At 60.9% G+C, this 16,160-nt stretch carries 12 protein-coding genes; all 12 read right to left on the bottom strand.

Annotated features, from left to right (window positions below; translation table 11 throughout):
• Positions 1 to 44: 44 nt before the first annotated feature.
• A complete protein-coding gene (locus tag ACZ9BB_RS08615) occupies positions 45 to 1,100 on the bottom strand; it encodes a hypothetical protein (RefSeq protein ID WP_476213386.1) in 1,056 nt (351 codons plus the stop codon).
• Between the two features lie 33 nt (positions 1,101 to 1,133).
• On the bottom strand, positions 1,134 to 2,942 hold the full coding sequence (locus ACZ9BB_RS08620) for a hypothetical protein (protein ID WP_476213387.1): 1,809 nt from the start codon (positions 2,940 to 2,942) through the stop codon (positions 1,134 to 1,136).
• A gap of 3 nt (positions 2,943 to 2,945) precedes the next feature.
• A complete protein-coding gene (locus ACZ9BB_RS08625) occupies positions 2,946 to 4,238 on the bottom strand; it encodes a hypothetical protein (protein ID WP_476213388.1) in 1,293 nt (430 codons plus the stop codon).
• 19 nt (positions 4,239 to 4,257) lie between these two features.
• The gene (locus tag ACZ9BB_RS08630; protein ID WP_476213389.1) at positions 4,258 to 5,175 is read right to left on the bottom strand and encodes a hypothetical protein; all 918 of its coding nucleotides are present in this window, start codon (positions 5,173 to 5,175) and stop codon (positions 4,258 to 4,260) included.
• 61 nt (positions 5,176 to 5,236) lie between these two features.
• Positions 5,237 to 7,621 (bottom strand): hypothetical protein, encoded by a 2,385-nt coding sequence (locus ACZ9BB_RS08635; RefSeq protein WP_305445689.1) that lies wholly within the window; start codon positions 7,619 to 7,621, stop codon positions 5,237 to 5,239.
• Positions 7,622 to 7,633: 12 nt separating this feature from the next.
• Entirely contained in the window at positions 7,634 to 8,773 is a 1,140-nt protein-coding gene (locus ACZ9BB_RS08640) for a hypothetical protein (protein ID WP_476213390.1), read from the bottom strand.
• Positions 8,752 to 10,197 carry an alkaline phosphatase family protein gene (locus ACZ9BB_RS08645; RefSeq protein ID WP_476213391.1) on the bottom strand — a complete coding sequence of 482 codons (1,446 nt, stop codon included), beginning with the start codon at positions 10,195 to 10,197 and terminating at the stop codon, positions 8,752 to 8,754. Before ACZ9BB_RS08645 ends, ACZ9BB_RS08640 begins: the two co-directional genes overlap by 22 nt.
• The gene (eboE, locus tag ACZ9BB_RS08650; RefSeq protein WP_476213392.1) at positions 10,187 to 11,416 is read right to left on the bottom strand and encodes a metabolite traffic protein EboE; all 1,230 of its coding nucleotides are present in this window, start codon (positions 11,414 to 11,416) and stop codon (positions 10,187 to 10,189) included. Before eboE ends, ACZ9BB_RS08645 begins: the two co-directional genes overlap by 11 nt.
• The gene (locus ACZ9BB_RS08655; RefSeq protein WP_476213393.1) at positions 11,413 to 12,297 is read right to left on the bottom strand and encodes a TatD family hydrolase; all 885 of its coding nucleotides are present in this window, start codon (positions 12,295 to 12,297) and stop codon (positions 11,413 to 11,415) included. Before ACZ9BB_RS08655 ends, eboE begins: the two co-directional genes overlap by 4 nt.
• Positions 12,298 to 12,333: 36 nt before the next feature.
• Positions 12,334 to 13,107, bottom strand: a complete 774-nt coding sequence (locus ACZ9BB_RS08660) for an EboA domain-containing protein (RefSeq protein ID WP_476213394.1) — start codon at positions 13,105 to 13,107, stop codon at positions 12,334 to 12,336.
• A complete protein-coding gene (locus ACZ9BB_RS08665) occupies positions 13,104 to 13,994 on the bottom strand; it encodes a UbiA family prenyltransferase (protein ID WP_476213395.1) in 891 nt (296 codons plus the stop codon). Before ACZ9BB_RS08665 ends, ACZ9BB_RS08660 begins: the two co-directional genes overlap by 4 nt.
• Positions 13,991 to 15,877, bottom strand: coding sequence for a 3-dehydroquinate synthase (locus tag ACZ9BB_RS08670; protein ID WP_476213396.1), 1,887 nt, complete (start codon positions 15,875 to 15,877; stop codon positions 13,991 to 13,993). The genes ACZ9BB_RS08665 and ACZ9BB_RS08670 overlap by 4 nt, the downstream gene beginning before the upstream one ends.
• Between the last annotated feature and the right edge of the window lie 283 nt (positions 15,878 to 16,160).

A 16,160-nucleotide genomic window follows, 5' to 3' on the forward strand; every position in this document is an offset into this window, starting at 1 on the left:
CAATTCGGGGCAGGAAATGTTCAGGCAACTTGTGGCCCGCCTTTTCAGAGCTGCACCCGCCGCAGCCTGCCGCTCAACGGGACGACAGTGTTGTCTGGCATGGGCAGTGGCCGGCCGGTCAAACCCATGCCTTCGCTCACCAGCACTGCATCCTCCAGCAGACACAGGTTGGAAGGAGTATCCAGGTCACGGGCGAGCACCACGACCTGGGCGGTTTGCGGGTTGCAGCTCAGCAGTCGCCCGGTGAAACGGCTAAAGCCGCCATGAAGCGGTTCACCGTTCCAGTCCGGCGGCAGGGGTTGCTGCAGGCGGTCGCAAAGCTCCAGCACCAGCACGTTGCCCTTCGGACACAGCGCCAGTCCGGTGGGCAATTGCAGGCCGCGAATCAGGATGTCGATCAGCCCGCTGGCGGGCCACACCCGAATCACTTGTCCTGCCTTATCGGCAAAGTCGATGCCTTTGCGCGCCGGGTCGCCTTGCAGTTCTCCGGAGAACAGGCTGATCAGCACCGCGTCTGTCGCCGGTTCGTACACCAGGGTCACGGGGACGGCTTCCTGGCCCTGGTCCAGTGCGGGCAACTGGACCAGCACGCGTTCGTCCTGGCCGCTGGCGAACTCCACCAACTGATTGGTATCGGGTTTGACCGCCAGCCAACTACGGCGGGTCGGGTGGTAACACAGCGCATTCAGATTGCCACGGCTGTGAAACACCGGCTCGGGCGGGGTGTATTGCAGGTCCAGCAACCTGGAGCCCTCGACGTAATCGGTCAGGCTGACCAGGCAGCGCCCGTCACCGCAGGCGATGTCCGACAGCCCCATGATTTCATCGCGCAGCATGCGCGTCTGCATGTTCATGGAACGGAAACCTTGCGCCAGTGTTTCGCGGGGCAGGTAGGCGCCAGGTCTGTGCGGGTCTGGTTGCAGTCGACTGATACGGCCGCTGAAGGGCTGGTCCGGCAGGCCCGAACCGGCTTCGCTCAGCAGCAGGCTGCCATCGGCCTGCGCACAGATGCCGCGAGGGTTCAGCAGGCCCTCGGCGATGAGGGTGCTCGGGCACAGGGTTTCGCCGGGGCGTGCGGGGATATGAATGGGTGTGGGCATAAGGGCTCTCTCCATGAATAAGGGGTGGATCGGCTACTGCGGCGGCTGCCACGGTTCACCGGTGAGATAGGCCCGGAGCAGCGCCCGCTGGCAGGGCGACATCGAACGCACCACGGGCATGAACAGCGTGGTGCCTTTGTAGGCATCCGAGGTTCGGGCGAGGATGGGGTTCTTGGCGGCCATGATCGCGTCGCGCTGATTGAGCGGGATGTAGCGCGACATGGCGGGGAAGGCCAGGTAGTGAAAACGCAAGACGTTCGGGTACATCAGCTCCCAAGTGATGGTGGTGCCCGCGGGGATGCCGAAGTCGGTCTGTGCGTATTTGCGAAAGCTGGTGAAGTAGCCACTGCTTGGAAGGCCATTGGCCGTGCAGGTCAGGGCGACAAAACCCGCTTGGGCGGCGCTACCCGGTTTGACGGTGACGGGGAAACTGACGGCGAGCTCGCCGGCGTTCACGGTCAGCGAGGTTGGGAAATCGAGGAAGTCCCAGTATTGCGGTTCATCGTACACAGCAGGAGCAGCCGCCTGCAGGTCGATTTCGGTGGTGCTTTGGACTGGGCCGCCCAGGTACCTGACCTGCAGGGTGAGCGACAGGCCATTGGGGTAGTCTTCCAGATAAACGTTGCGCTGGTCGGCATAGACCCGATAGGTCGATTCGGTGGCTTGCAATGTGGTCCCGGCGACCTTGCCGGGCGCGTTGATCGCCAGGGCGGTGGTCTGTACCGCCTGCAGTTGGTTGAAGGTCAGCGGCAGGTCGACGATGCCGCCATACACGTAGTAGTCGAATAAAAAGCGGTTGGTCGGCTCCAGGGTGGCCAGTGTGGTGGTGCCTGCGGTGATGGTGACGGGGCCGTAGTTCGCATTGGGCCCGATAGGGCTGGTGATGTCGTCCCTGACAGCCCTGAAGGTTTCCTTCGGAATGACGTTCACCATGTCGATGCTCAGGTAACCGTTGTTGCCCAGGTCGGCATAGCCGGCATTCCCCGTGCTCTGATTGACCAGTTGCCGGCCCGGCTGGCAGTTCAGCGGTTCGTCGGCGAAAGCCGGGGCCAGCGTACCGATGACCCGGCCGATGCTCGGGTTGGGGGTGTATCGACCGGCGGCATAATCGGCGTCCAGTTGTTCGGTGGTCATCGTGGGGCACATTTCGAACATGACGAAACGCAGCACGATACCTGTCGCCCCGGGTGCCTGGATGATCGATCGCAGGCCAGCGCTGTTTTGATTCCAGCTGACGATGCTGCTCAGGGGAAAGGTCAGTTGAAACGTGCCGCTGGCGTGGAAGGAGCCCGGCGCGTCCATTCTCGCGGGCAACAGCACTCGCCCCGCGACGTCGAAACTGCTGCACACGGTATTACTGCGAATCAGCAATTGGATGTCGCTGTTACCGCCAATTTGCAGACCGCCGACGAAAATCTGGGTGGTGGTTGAGGAGGTGGGGTCCAGGTCCACCATCATCGGGCCGGACACAGGCCCCTGTCCGGTCACCGGGTCCACCGACCCGAGCAGATAGACCGGCTGGCCCACCATGTCGCCGGTGGTGCTGATGCCGCCCGGATTACCCTGGGAACTGATCAAGGCGTTCTGCATGTCGACCACATGCTGCCCGTAGTGATTCCAGCCGCCGGCGGTGTAGTAGTCGCCGTCAGGCGCGTTGATCATGTTGTTCAGCTGATCGTCGGTGTAAGACTGGGCACCCGGCGCCAGGGTCGAAGTGGTCAGGTCGAAGAGCGGCCATTCATCATTGCCGTCGTAAGGAATGGTGGGGGAGTTGTTCGGCAAGCTGACGTCCGTGCGGATGCCGCCCCAGAAATTCAGTCGTGGTCCGTTCAGGATGCTCATGATTTATTCCTCGTCCTTGATGGTTTTGCCGACAGGCGAATTGGCGAATTTGAACAGGTAGGAGTAATCGGACTTGTAGGGGCTCTTGACCGGTGTCGCCATGGAGTGGCAATTCATGCAGCTGCTGTTGGGCTGGATGTAACTCTCCATGGTCACGTTGGCCGAAAGGGCCGGTGTCGGCTGGCCCAGTGGATTGCTGGGGTTATCCGGCATCAGCGGGCGCTGGGTGGTGATGAGCTGGTAGTACTTCAACACGCTTCGTTGCAGGTCCGGGTCGGTGCGGTACTGGGTATTGACGCCGTTGGTGACCTCGGCAATCGGGGTGAACCGGTTCAACGGGTTCGGTGTCTGGAACGTGGTCCCGGGTTTGGGCACGCAGACCAGATGCACGCCCTGGGTCTGCCAGTCGCACGGCGACTGGTTGAGGCTGGCGGCGGGGGCGGTGGGGTTGAAGTAGGAATAGGCCGTGCCGGATGTCGGCTGGTCGACCCACACGCCGTTCACCAACACCTTGGGCGGAACGTTATCGATCTGCTCGAAAGTCGACCAGATCCACTGCGGATAGCCGTTCACCTTAGTGATGATATGCAGCCCCACCAGGCCCAGGTAGGCCTCGGTGACACCGACGCGCTGGCCCTGGTCGTCGAACTTGGCCACGCGCGCGAGCATGGTCAGGTAGCGGCTGGCATTGTCACGGGTGGTGAGAATGCGCCAGCTCGATTTGACCTCGATGACCCCATAAGGGAAGTTGATGTTGTTGGCTTTGGAAACCACATCAGCGTTATAGAAACTGTTGGCGACGATGTAGTTGTACGAAGTCTCGTTGGCCGAGATGTCGTAGTAGGTCGGGTTACCGGCCTGGTCGATCAGCCAGCCGCCGACGGCTTGGTCGACGGCATTCACCTGAGAGCTGTTCTTCAGCGCGGCAATGTTGATGATGCCCAGGCTTTTGGCGGCTTGCTGGGTATTCCACGGGCCAGGATCGGCCCCTTGCGGCAGAAAGATTTCCTCCACGGTCTTGTAGGTTTGCCACACGGTGTAGCCGGGATCCCCAGGCTGTTTGCTGCAGTCGGGATCACCTCGTTGCCCGTTCTGTGCCGGCCAGTTCAAGGCGATGAACATCTGCCAGCTGTACTGATCGAACAGGTCCTGGCTGGCCGTGGCGGCCGGCGCAGTGCTGGGAGGCTGGCAATTCAGGTTGCTGGTCTGCGTCGACGGCATGGCCTGTTCCCGAGCCAGGGCCGGCAGGCTGGCCAGGCCCATTAGCATTACGGTGAGACGGAGTGAAGTTTTCATGGCGATCCTTCGTCATTGGTCAGGGTTTGCGCTGCATGAGCTTGTTCCACTGCGCCTTTTGGCCGTTGCTCTGGGAGGCCGGTGGCTCGAACAACTGGCAGGGCGGCGGATTCGCCGGGCACATCGCGGCCACCTGCGCCCAGGTCTGGGCCGGGTCCGGTTTGGCGATGCGAAAGTTGGTGTAATTCTGGCTGACGATGGGCGCATTGGCGACGCTGGTATCACCGGAGAAATAGAACGATTGGGGATGCCGGTAGGGCGGCTGTCCCGACGGTTTTTTGTAAAAGGCGTAGCCGAACAGGATCGGACCTTGCGGCGATTCGAGGTCCAGGGCATAGGCCTGCACGCTGCCATTGAGGTTTTTGCTGCGCTCGGCGCTGTAGGGCAGGTGCTGGATGAAGTCTTGGCGCGGCGGATGATTCATCGGCGAAAACATGCAGCAGGCCGGCATGTCCTTGGGGCGGTCTTGCGGATAAGTCAGGAAATACGCCTTGTTGCCCAGAGACACGAACGAGCAGGTGTAGTTGTTGTTCTTGATCGGGAAGATCGGCAGGCAGTATTTCTCGTAGTGTTCCATCATCGCGCCGAAGCCGTCGCCATCCGGCGGGATGTAGGCGGTGTCGTAGTAACTGGTGCCGCGAGAGACGGTGTAGTCCGCCGGGGTCAGGGTGGTGGGTGGATTGCTGTAGGGCGGCGGGTTTTTCTCGTAGTTGTGCATCACCCGGTACATGGTCCAGTCGCTGATCCAGTAGGCCGGGAAAAACGGATCGGAAGGCTCGCCCACGGAACGCTTGGCGATGCAGTTGCCGTTCTTTTCGTTACACCCCAGGTTGTTGTGCACCCCCATGCTGAAGTAGATGGCCTCGCTGTCCTGGGCGAAAACAGGCGGGCTGAGCAGCAGGATCAGCAGCAACAACCGGTCCAAGATGATTTTCATGGGACACCTCCTGTGAAGTGCCGGGTGGCGGACTCGCCACCCGGTAATCCGGCGTGAAACGTCAAAGGTCGTTGTAGTCGCTCATGGAGAGCTTCCTGGGTGGGAAGTTGAGTTTCACCAGGCGTTTGGCCCACAGCTGCAGCACGGCGCGGCGGCTTTGCGACAGGTCTCGGGTGATCGGCATGGCCAGGGTGCTTTCGTCCTGGTTGTCCTTGTTGATCAATATGAGTAACTGGTCGACGGCGCCCTCCACCCGCGTGCGTGAATCAAGGGGCATGTATTTGTTCATGATGGGGTAGAGGTAATAGAACGACTGCAGCACCTTTGGAAAGATGAACGTGTTCCATATTTCTTCCGGAGCTTGCGTGGAGGTGCACATGCCGTTCCAGGTGTCGATGAAGTCCTGTTGCAACTTCATGTCCAGCGGCAGGACCCGCAGCGGGGCAAGGAAGTCGACGTAGGCCTCGGTGAGCGGGAAGCTGAAGGGGATGGTCGGATCCTTATCGCCTTCCTTCACGAAGAAGCGCAGGGTGGGGAAGCCTGGCGCGACTGCCTTGCAGCCTATCTGAGCGATACCTTGGGCGTTGGTGGTGATGACGGCATAGGTGTAATTGACGGAGTTGCCCTTCTCGTCGTTCAGCGTACCGGTGCGACCGATGGGCTTGTCCAGGGTCAGGCAGGGGCGCAGGTTCACCGCGACCGGTTTACCGGAAACAGTGAGGAACTCTTGATAACCGACTGGGGTTCCAGAAGGTTCAGGCACGTCCTGCAGGTCCGTCAGTCGGCGGCCGCTGCCAGTGCTGCGGTAGAGGCCGACCGAGGGTGCGTCGGTGAACTGCGGCAGACCGGCCGTGTTCTTGCTGCGGTCCGCCGGGTTGTCGTAGAACAGCGTGAAGTCGGCGGCGTTGCTGAATGCCAGGTAGTAGTCGCTGCTGGTCACCATGTAGGGGTTGTTGTACTCGGCCACCCACAGTGTCGTGTTGGCGGCCGGCTGGCCATTGTTCTGCACCATGATGGTCAGCTTCTTGTAGTCGCCGACGTCGATGAAGCTGCCGCTTTCGATCACCTCGGCGGTCCATGTCTGCTGGGTGGCGGCGACGGTCTGGGGAGCGCTGTACAGGCCCAACCGACGTAGAATCAGGGGACCGGATTCCAATACACCCTTGGTATAGTCATCGAGGGGAACATCGAGGATACCCGAGCGCTGGTTGAAGGCCGACTGCCGATAGTCCGCGAAGTTCAAGATGACCGCCGGCTTGAATGTTCCATCCTTCTCGGCACCCAAATGGTAGGTACCGGCATTGAATTTTTCCGGGACGGGGATATCAGCCGTGGCATCCACGGGATAGCTCGGAAAGGTATTGCCCAGGTCAAGTGACAGGGTGTAGTCGTTGATCTGTGCCGAAATCACCCCCAACTTGACTTGTTGTGTCTCCTGGGAATACAGCTGGCTCATCGACACCGCCTCATTGGCCACCAGTCGCCTTCCGGCGGGCGCGGTGGGGTATTCACCGGCGAACCACAGCCCCAGGACCGCCGAGGTGCGGCTGTAGGCAGGATTGAAGAAAATCTCGTTGACGTTGTCCAAGCCCTTTCTGTAGAGGTCACGCACTTTCGCCATGACGTTCGGGTTGTTGGAACGGGTGTCGAGGCGCTGTGGGTAATCGTTGAATATCCCGTTCTTGTCATAGCAGGTCAGGTAGACGCAAAAGCGGAACATCAGGCCCTGTGCCCCTTGCTGCTCCATCTGCTGCTTCAGGTTGGCCAGCAGGGACGAGTTGCCGAGCGCCCATTCCAGATTCTCCTTGGGGAAGCAGGTCTGCCAGGTGGTGCTGACGTTCACCAGGCCACCCAGGGCTCCCCAACTGAAGTTCAGGAAACGGTCCATCATCCGGTACTTGCGGTTGAGGGTCAGGCCGCAGTTCGCGTCCCCTAACACCAGTTTGTCGAAGTACAGCGCCGTGAAGGTGTTCTGCCATGGGCTGATATCCACGAAGCGCGCCGCGGTCGGGGTATTGCTGCCCAGGGGGCTGCCGAGCAAGTGGTATTGCGCGCCGATCAGTGCATCCTTATCGATGTAGCTATTGGGCTGCACTTCGCCGCCGATAACGGTCGACTTGGTTTTCCCGTAGTTCACCAGGCCGCAACCGTTGTCGCCAAACAGATCCCATTCGGCGGGCATGTACGGGTCATGCTTCGGATTGATATTGTTTGGCACCTGCTGTACATAGGTCGGCATGCCAGCCATGTACTGCGTCGAGATGGCCCATGGCATCAGGGTGTCGGGAGCATTGTTCCGGTCGATGCCGAAGTGCGTCATGAACGACCAGTTGATGTCCGTGTTCACCGCGTCATACAGCGGGAACATGTCGTTGTTGTTGGCTGTTGGCGGGTTCCAGAACATCTGGCCGTTGAGGTAGATGCGGGGAAAATTCAATACGCTCATGTCGTGCTCTCCTTAGCGTTTCCACTGGGCGCGTTTCAGCGACCAGACAAAATCCAGTTTTTTGTAGCCGTTGAAGTCTTTGTCCGGCAGCGGTGTAGTGGGGTAGGTGAGACCGCCCTGGGTCGGGATGGCGAAATTGAAGTAACCGTCGGTCTTCGAGTAGGCGGCGGTGCCGTGGCAGGCCAGGCAGGATGAGGTGTCCTGGAACGCCGATTCCAGCTGCGAGTTCGCCAGCACCTGGGTCTTGGGTTGATATTCCACGCCGATCAACTCGTATTTCGACAGCGTCGGGTTGTTGGCCTGGAACTGCGTATTGACCGGTATGGCATCCGATGTCGGTCCGGTGCTGTTTGTCATCGGCCGGGGCGGGTGGCCCTTGGTCACGGTGTACTTTCTGTTGTTGACGTTCTCGAAGGTGGTCCAGACCCAGCTGGAGTCCAGTTTGTTGACCACATGCAAGCCACTCAACGCCGCATAGCCGACCCTGTAGTCGGTGCCCTGCTGGTAATAGGCCTGGGCGGTGTAGTAGCCGTCGTTCTCCAGCTTCTTCTTGTAGTCCATGTCCGCGCCGATCCACAGCCAGGCGGCTTTCAATTCCCAGGCCGTGGCGGGAAAGTTCAGGTTGCTCGTCAGGGCCTCCTGGCCATCTACGTTGTAGACATTATTCTTGACGATGTAGTTATAAGTGTCCTGGGACATCAGCAGTTGAAAGCGCACGACTTGGCCTCGCTGTGCCTCAGGCACGACGGTACCGCCCATTTCCAGGCTCATCCCGTCGACCTGCTGCGTGGCATTGAGGTTGTGCAGCAGACGGTTCGCGTCCAGCCCCAGGGCCTTGGCTTGCTTGAGCACCTCGTCCGGCGGCTTCATGCGGCTGTCATACGAGCCAGGGTTGACGCCATTGGCCAGGTAGACCTGGTCGGAAGGCTTGAACGACTCCCACACGCGGTTGTAACCCTGGGCGTCGGGCTGGTTCAGGCAGACGAACCAGTTCCAGGCCATGGTCTCGGGGTGCTTGTTGAACGCCGTACGGGTCTGGTCGGCACTGATTCCAAATTGCAGGAAGTTGCTGCAGTCGAAGGTGTTTGTGCTCTGAGCCTGAGCCAAACCGGCCAAGGCACTCAGAACTGTTATGGAAATGGCTCGCCGCATGGAAGCTCCTTGGCATTGGCCGGGTCGGTGTGTGAATGCCCCAGGAAGTGTTCCAGGAGCAGTTGCTTCACGGCCGTGGCCGCAAGATGCTGCGGCAACGGCAGATCGCAATTGGTGATGAGCAGCGGGCCGGTGTTCTCGCTGTCGGGCAGGCGGCCATGGCTGCCGCGGACCAGACCGGTGTCCAGCGGAATCAGGTCCATGTAGTAGCGAAAGCCGAGTTTTTTTTGCAACAGACGGCGCGCCACTTTCAGTTTGGGGAAGCGAATGGCGGGGTCGATGAACAGCTCCAGCGGGTCGTAGCCGGGCTTGCGATGGATGTCCACGGTGCGGGCAAAGTCGGGTGCCTTGCGATAGTCGAACCAGTAGTAGTAATCGAACCAGTAGCCCGCCGAGGCCACGGTCACCAGCTCGCCGCTGCGCGGATGATCGAGTTGCCAGGCCCGTTGTTCGGCTTTATCCAGCACCTGCTCGATGCCGGGTTGGCGCTGCAACAACGCTTTGACCCGAGGGATGTCTTGCGCCTGTTTCACGTAGACATGCGCAATCTGATGATCGGCCACGGCAAAGGCCGCACTGGCGCCGGGGTCGAGCAATTCCCAGGTCAGGGATTGGCGGACCTGCAACAAACCGTCCGAGCGCAACAGCCGGTTAATCGATACGGATTGCTGTACCGCTTCAATCCCGTATTCGGACAACAGCATCACCGCCGCGCCTTGCTCCTGGGCAAAAGTCAGCAGGCGACCCACTTCACTGTCGATGGCCCGCACCTCGTCGGCAATCGACGGATGATCGGGGCCCAGACGTTGCAGGCTGTAGTCGAGATGCGGCAGGTAGACCAACTGCAGGTCAGGTCGATCGAGCTGGAATTCGGCGATGGCGCAATCGACGATCCAGCGGCTCGACGCGATGCCGGTCGCCGGCCCCCAGAAGCTTGGAAAGGGGAACTCGCCAATCTGCTGCTCAATACGCTCGTGCAACGATGCCGGTGACGAATACAGGCCGAACATTTTGCGACCATCGGCCGGATAGTGAGGGCGCGGGGTGATGGCGGCATCCACGTCGGCATACATGTTGTACCACCAGAACAACTGGCTGCAGCGAAACCCGGGAATCTCTCGCTTGAGCGCCTGCCAGACTTTTTCACCCTGGATCAGTGCGTTGGGTTGCAGCCAGAAACGTACTTCGGCCTGATCGCGAAAGTACCAGCCATTGCCGACGATGCCATGCTCCGACGGCGGCAGACCGGTAAGGATCGAGGCCTGCACCGTAGACGTGACGGCCGGAAACACCGGTTGCAGGCTGGCCATTTTTGCCGTTTTCAGCAGGGCATTGATGTGCGGCGTTGCCGGCCCCAGCAGCGCCGGTGTCAGCCCCACCACGTTGATCAGCAGCAGCGGTTGACGCGGGTGATCAGAGGGCATCGGCGTACGCCTCCCGCACTTGGGATTGCAGCAATTGTCGCTGCCGCAATTGATCTTCGACCCAGTGCAGTTCGGCGGCGATTCCCTGGAGTTGGGCGTGCTCGGTAGTGGGTTGAAGCGTGGCGGGCAAGACGCCCCAACTGTAGGTTTCCACTTCCAGCACGGGACGAAAATCTGCATGGTCTGCGAGAAAGTCGAAGGTCTGCGACAGGGCGATCTGACTGCCGCTTAGCTCAGGCAACAGCAAGTGTTCGCTGAACAGCGGAATGTGGAAATGAATCCTCAGCTCGGGGTATTGCCCTGGGCGCTTAGCGCAATCGTCGAGGGCGGCGGGAAGGTCCGCCCAGGCCAATAACCGGTCCTGCGCATCGCGAGCTTTCACTTGATGCAGGTAGGTGGTTTCGGCAAAGTCGCTCAAGGTCTTGAGCACGTGTTCGCGCCGGTTATCGTCTTGGGGCAGGCGACAAATCAATGCGTTGGACAACTGAATCTTGCCGACGGGCACCCGGGCCTCGCGCAGCCTGTGCAGCGACTGATAACAGTCTTCAAACATCACGGCCTGGTGGCAGACATCAAAACACAGCGCCAAATACTCATGGTGCGGGTCCATGGCTTGGCAGTCGCGGAAGAAAGCGATGGCCTGGTCGGTATTTTCCAATACGCAGTCCGGCTCCATCTCCAGGCAGAACACGATCTTCTTGCCCGTCTCCCGATGCAGCCTCGCCAGTGAGGCAGTGAGCTGGCGCAACTGATGCTCGGCACGCTGCTGTAACTCCGGACTCCAGCTGGCGGCATAGCCCAGCGGCACAGTAGAAATCACTCCTTGATCACAGTCCGCCGGCAAGGCATCCGCGAGGACCCGGGCCAGATTCAGGCTGTAAGTCAGCCGTTTAGGGTCGGCCCAACTGGGCAGATAGACCTCGGCTTTCACCGCGCCCTGATGAAACTGGCCGTAGGGAAAGCCGTTCAGCGAGGTCAGGCGTAGGCCGCTGCGTTGCAACAGGTTCAGGAAGTCCGTGCGAGCCGACATCTGCTGCAGTTCGGCCGCGGCGAGGGCGCTGATCCACAGTCCGCTGTCCTGCTCGTTCAGTCCGCGCAGTGTTCGCACGCCCTGAAAGTGCTGTTCGATGGATGACCGTAGCCCGGCCAGGTCACGGGTCGGGTGCACGTTGCTGCAATAACCGAGCTGCGCGGCAGCCCAACCCGTGCCGGCATTCATTTGATCACCGGTTCCTGCCCGCGCAGCGCGGAATTGTCCTGCCACTGCCGACGCTGATCGATGGGCAGCGGGGTGCTGACCACGGCTTTGTCCAGTTGGCCGCTTTGGGCAAAAAAGTCCACCGGGTTGTGGAACAGCACCTGTTCCACCTGGCCCTCGCTGAAGCCGGCTGCCAGCATTGCCTGGCCGGTTTTCGGCACTTTGAGCGGATCGCTGATGCCCCAGTCGGCGGCGCTGTTGACCACCATTTTCTCAGTGCCATATTCCTGCAACAGGGCGACCATGCGCTGTTCCGACATCTTGGTGTTGGGGTAGATCGAATGACCGCGCCAGCAGTCGCTGTCCAGCACCAGCGGCAGGGTCAGTTCGTTGAGGTGGTCGATGATCACCAGGTGCTCGGCAATCCCCACTTCACGGATCACCGCCAGGGTGCGTTTGGTGCCACCGATCTTGTCGCGGTGCGGGGTGTGCACCAGCACCGGCAAATTGAATTGCTTGGCCAGCTCCAGTTGCGCGGCGAGAAAACGGTCTTCCTCGGGCGTGATGTCGTCGTAGCCGATTTCGCCGACCGCCACCACGCCGTCTTTCACCAGATAGCGCGGCAAAATCTCCAGCACCTCGTTGGCCACCGACAGATCATTGGCCTCCTTGGGATTGAGGCCGATGGTGCAGAAGTGATGGATGCCGAACATGCTGGCGCGAAAGCGCTCCCAGCCCAACAGGGTGTCGAAGTAGTCGATGAAGCTGCCGACGCTGGTCCTCGCCTGGCCCTGCCAGAAGGCCGGTTCGATCACCCCGGTGATGCCGGCGGCGGCCATGTTCTGGTAGTCATCGGTGGTGCGGCTGACCATATGAATATGCGGGTCGAAGTACTTGAGCATGGTGAATCCTCGTCAAGGGGAGGGGGTTGTTGAGCATCAGTTCGGTGAGGTGCCGGCCAAGTAGTCACGCCATTCCGGCGGCAGGCGTTGCTGCTGATTCAGGCCGATCAGGCGCTGGTGTTGCGCCGGGTTGAGCAGGTTGAAGGCAATCACCCGGGGCAGCCCGGCAGACACTGTTCGTTCGGCGGCGAGCTGTTCGTCCAGCAGGTCGAGGGCCAACTGGTTGAGGGTGACGCTGTGTCGTTGCGTCAGACCGATCAGGCGTCGTACGTCGAGCCCCATGCCCAGTGCTTTGAGCACCAGTTGGTGGAAGGCCCGTTCGCTGTAGTGACGCGACGGGTAGAGGGTGTCCAGGGCGAGGGCGGCAAACACCTGGCTGTTACTGGTGCGCCCGGCCTGCAACGCCAACTCCACGCACAGCCCACGGCTATCGAGCCAGTCGAAGGCCTTCAGGGTGGCGATTTTTTCCTGATCGTCGCCCCACAGAAACAACTGGCGTAGCAAGGGCAGTTGCCCGGCGATTGGCTGTTGCTCCAGTACCTGAGCCAGCAACAATGCCCGCGCCAATTGGACGTTGCTCCAGCCGGCACCATTGGGCAGTGCATGTTCCTTGAGGCTGCGTTTGCACTGGCTGCTCAAGAGCGCAGCGGTATTGGCGTCCGGGCGTTGGGCAAGCCGTTCCTGTACCTGGCGCCACCACTGCAGCTCGGCGTCATCGAGCTGTTGGGTGAAGGCCCGGCGTTGTTCGGCGAGGCAGTCGTGGCGCATTTCTAGGGCCACCGATGGCGGCGCAGTGACGTCCATGTTCATGTCGGTTTGATCCAGCGCTGAAAGTGGGGGAGCAGGAAAAACACCAAGACACATAACAGGCTACCCAGAGGCTGGTTGGCCACGGCCAGCACCAGGGCATCGAACAGTGGCAGCGCCGCCAGGCCAGCGCCGATAAACGCGCGAACCTGCCGTTGCTGCGGGTTGGCCAGGTGGTGCCAGTAGTGCCAGCCCAGCCAGCCAAGCCAGAGCAACAGCACCGGCCAAAACCAGAAGTTGTTGGAATAGACCGTCAGGGCCAACGGGCTCAGCATCAGAATCAGCGGGAGACGGCTGAGCAGTTGATTGCGGTGTTCCTGGCGGGCGAGGTAAGTCAGGCCGCTGATGTAGACGCCGAGCAAAATGGCGCACAGCCAGATCGGTTCCGGTGGCACTGCCAGGCTGGCCGCCGCCGTGAGGTAGAGCGCCGAGCGGCAGGCGCCCATCAACCAGACGCTGTGGGCGTATTTCTTGTGCAGCAGGTTGTAGCCGAGGATGCAGCCGACCAGCAGGGTGGCGCTGCCCAGCAGCCACTGCGGCTGGTCGATCAACCGGCTCAGGCCCAGCACCGAGGCGATGGCCAATATCAGCAACAGCGCAGTGGCCAGCCCCACCTGTTGTCGACTGACCAGGCCCAGAGTGATGGGGCGGGGGTTATGGTGTTGTTGGTCCCAGTCGGCGTCCAGCAGGTCATTCAGCAACATGCCAGCCAGATACAGCAGCGACAGTGCGGCCAGCAGCAGGATCCACACCAGCGACGACGGCGGCGCCAGGGCACCGGCGCTGCTGGCCAGCAGGGCGGCGGCGAGGGTGTTGGTCCACACCGTGGGTAAGTTGGATACCCGGCCCAGGGTCATCCAGGTCTTCAGGTTCAGCGGTGTCTGGCTCATTGCACGCAGCCTTCGCTCAGGGTGAGCGCCGAACCGCTGCGGGTGGCCAGCCGCTGCAGCGCCTGCTCCATCCGCGCGGCATCGATTTCATGTAGGTCCACCGATTCGCCGATCCGGCTGAGCATGGGGATGGAAAGTTGCCCGCCCAAGTGCTGACGGAACTCCTCCAGCCCGAGCAAAACCTGTGAGCGCCCTTGGGTATCTTTCAAGGTCAGTTCCGCTGGGCACAGGTTGAAACCGAGCTTGAGCAACAGGCTCAGCACACGTTCAGTGTCGACATCGCTCAACAGCCCCAGGGCATTGGCATAGAGCCCATCCAGGGCCATGCCCACCGCCACGGCTTCGCCATGGCGCAGCCGGTGGTGACTGAGATTTTCCAGTTTGTGCGCGGCCCAGTGCCCATAATCCAGTGGTCGCCCGTTGCCGCGCTCGAAGGGGTCGCCGGCACCGGTGATGTGCGCCAGGTGCAGTTCGGCGCAGCGGCGAATGGCGTAGCGGCTGGCCGGGTGATCGAAGTGGGCGAGGGCGTCGGCCTGTTGCTCCATCCATTGGAAAAACGCCTGGTCCTTGATCAGCGCCACCTTTACCGCCTCCGCCAGCCCGGCGATCTGGTCGCGGCGAGTCAGGCTGGTCAGCAGCTGGAAGTCGTTGATCACCGCAGTGGCGGGGTAGAAGGCCCCCAGCAGGTTTTTCTGGCCGAAGGCATTGATGCCGTTTTTCACACCGATACCGGCGTCGTTCTGCGCCAGCACCGTACTCGGGATACGAATCAGGCGAATACCGCGATGGAAGGTGGCGCAGGCGTAGCCCACCGCATCCAGCACCGCGCCACCCCCCAGGGCCAAGACATAACAATGCCGGTCCAGCCCATGCTGCAGCATGTCGGTGTACAGCTGCTGCAACACCTGTGAATCCTTGCTCAGTTCGCCGGCCGGAACCGCAATCGGCGCCGCCTGCAAATGCAGATCCGCCGCATGGACGGCAAAGTAGGCATCGATCTGTTCCAGCAGTTGTGGAGCGCATTGCAACAGTTGTTCATCAGCGAACACCAGCACCGTCACCGGGCCCCGGTGCTGTGGGGTGAGTCGTGCAGTGAGCTGGCGGTGCAGGCAGGGGTTGAGCGGATCGAACAGGTGATCGGTGAACACCACCGGGTAGTCGTAACTGACCTCGAAGCGCCCGTGCAGTGGTTGCTCAGCGACTTGTTTGCGCAAGGTCTTGAGCAGGCTGTACCCGGCGATAAACAGCCCGGGCAATACCATGCTGGCGAGGAGGGTCACCAGCAGCGCATTCTGCTCGACGAGGAAGGTGCCGATGGCGCTGTAGGCCAGTGCCAGGCCGGCATTGGCCAGGGTCGTGACCAGCACAAACGCGCGCAGCGGATAACGTTGCATGCCGGCGGCCACCACCGAGGTTTCCGCCAATACCGGCACGCCGCGCAGGCAGATCAACGACAGCGTGCCCAACCGATACGCCAGTTGCCCCGGTTGGCGCTGATGCAGGCCCAGGCGGCTGGACAGCAGGCGGAAATAGCCGGCGCCCAGCGCATAACCCAGCCCGGCCCCCAGGCAAAGGCCAATGAAAATCACCAGATAGCCGCCGAGACTGCCGAGCATCGCCACGGCCAGCAGCGCGACCATGCTCGAAGGCACCGGCAGCACCACGTCTAGCGCCAGCAGGGTGATCAGCAATAGCGCCAGGTTGAATTTCTGGGAGGGGGTCGAGGGCAGGTACAGGTTGAGATGAGCCAGGAAGTCCTGGATCTGTTGTTCGAACAACAAGAAGCTGGCGATCACCAGGCCGGAGAAGCAAAACAATGACAGCCAAAAATGCCCGGCTGGCCCTCTTTGCGAGAACGCACGATACCCACGGCTGCGCTTCATCAAGCATCCCTCTTGTTATTTTTGACTGATTCCGTGTCAGTTATCAAAAGCAGCGTCTGGTGTGTTTTAGGTCAATAGACTCTCTCGCCTGAGGGGCTGGTTGATGGGCGGTTGATTGTGCCTGTGAAGCTAGTCTTGAACTTAGACGGTCATGGTGTTTTTGCAAGGTCGCCTGATGGCAATCTGACTTTCCCCCACGGGGCTACGGGCGTGAACACTTCGCCGATGTTAAAAAATGTTATTTTAAAAAATACTTCACATAATCTGTTCATTGGGGGATTAT

This window comes from Pseudomonas sp. TE3552 (genome assembly GCF_056278945.1).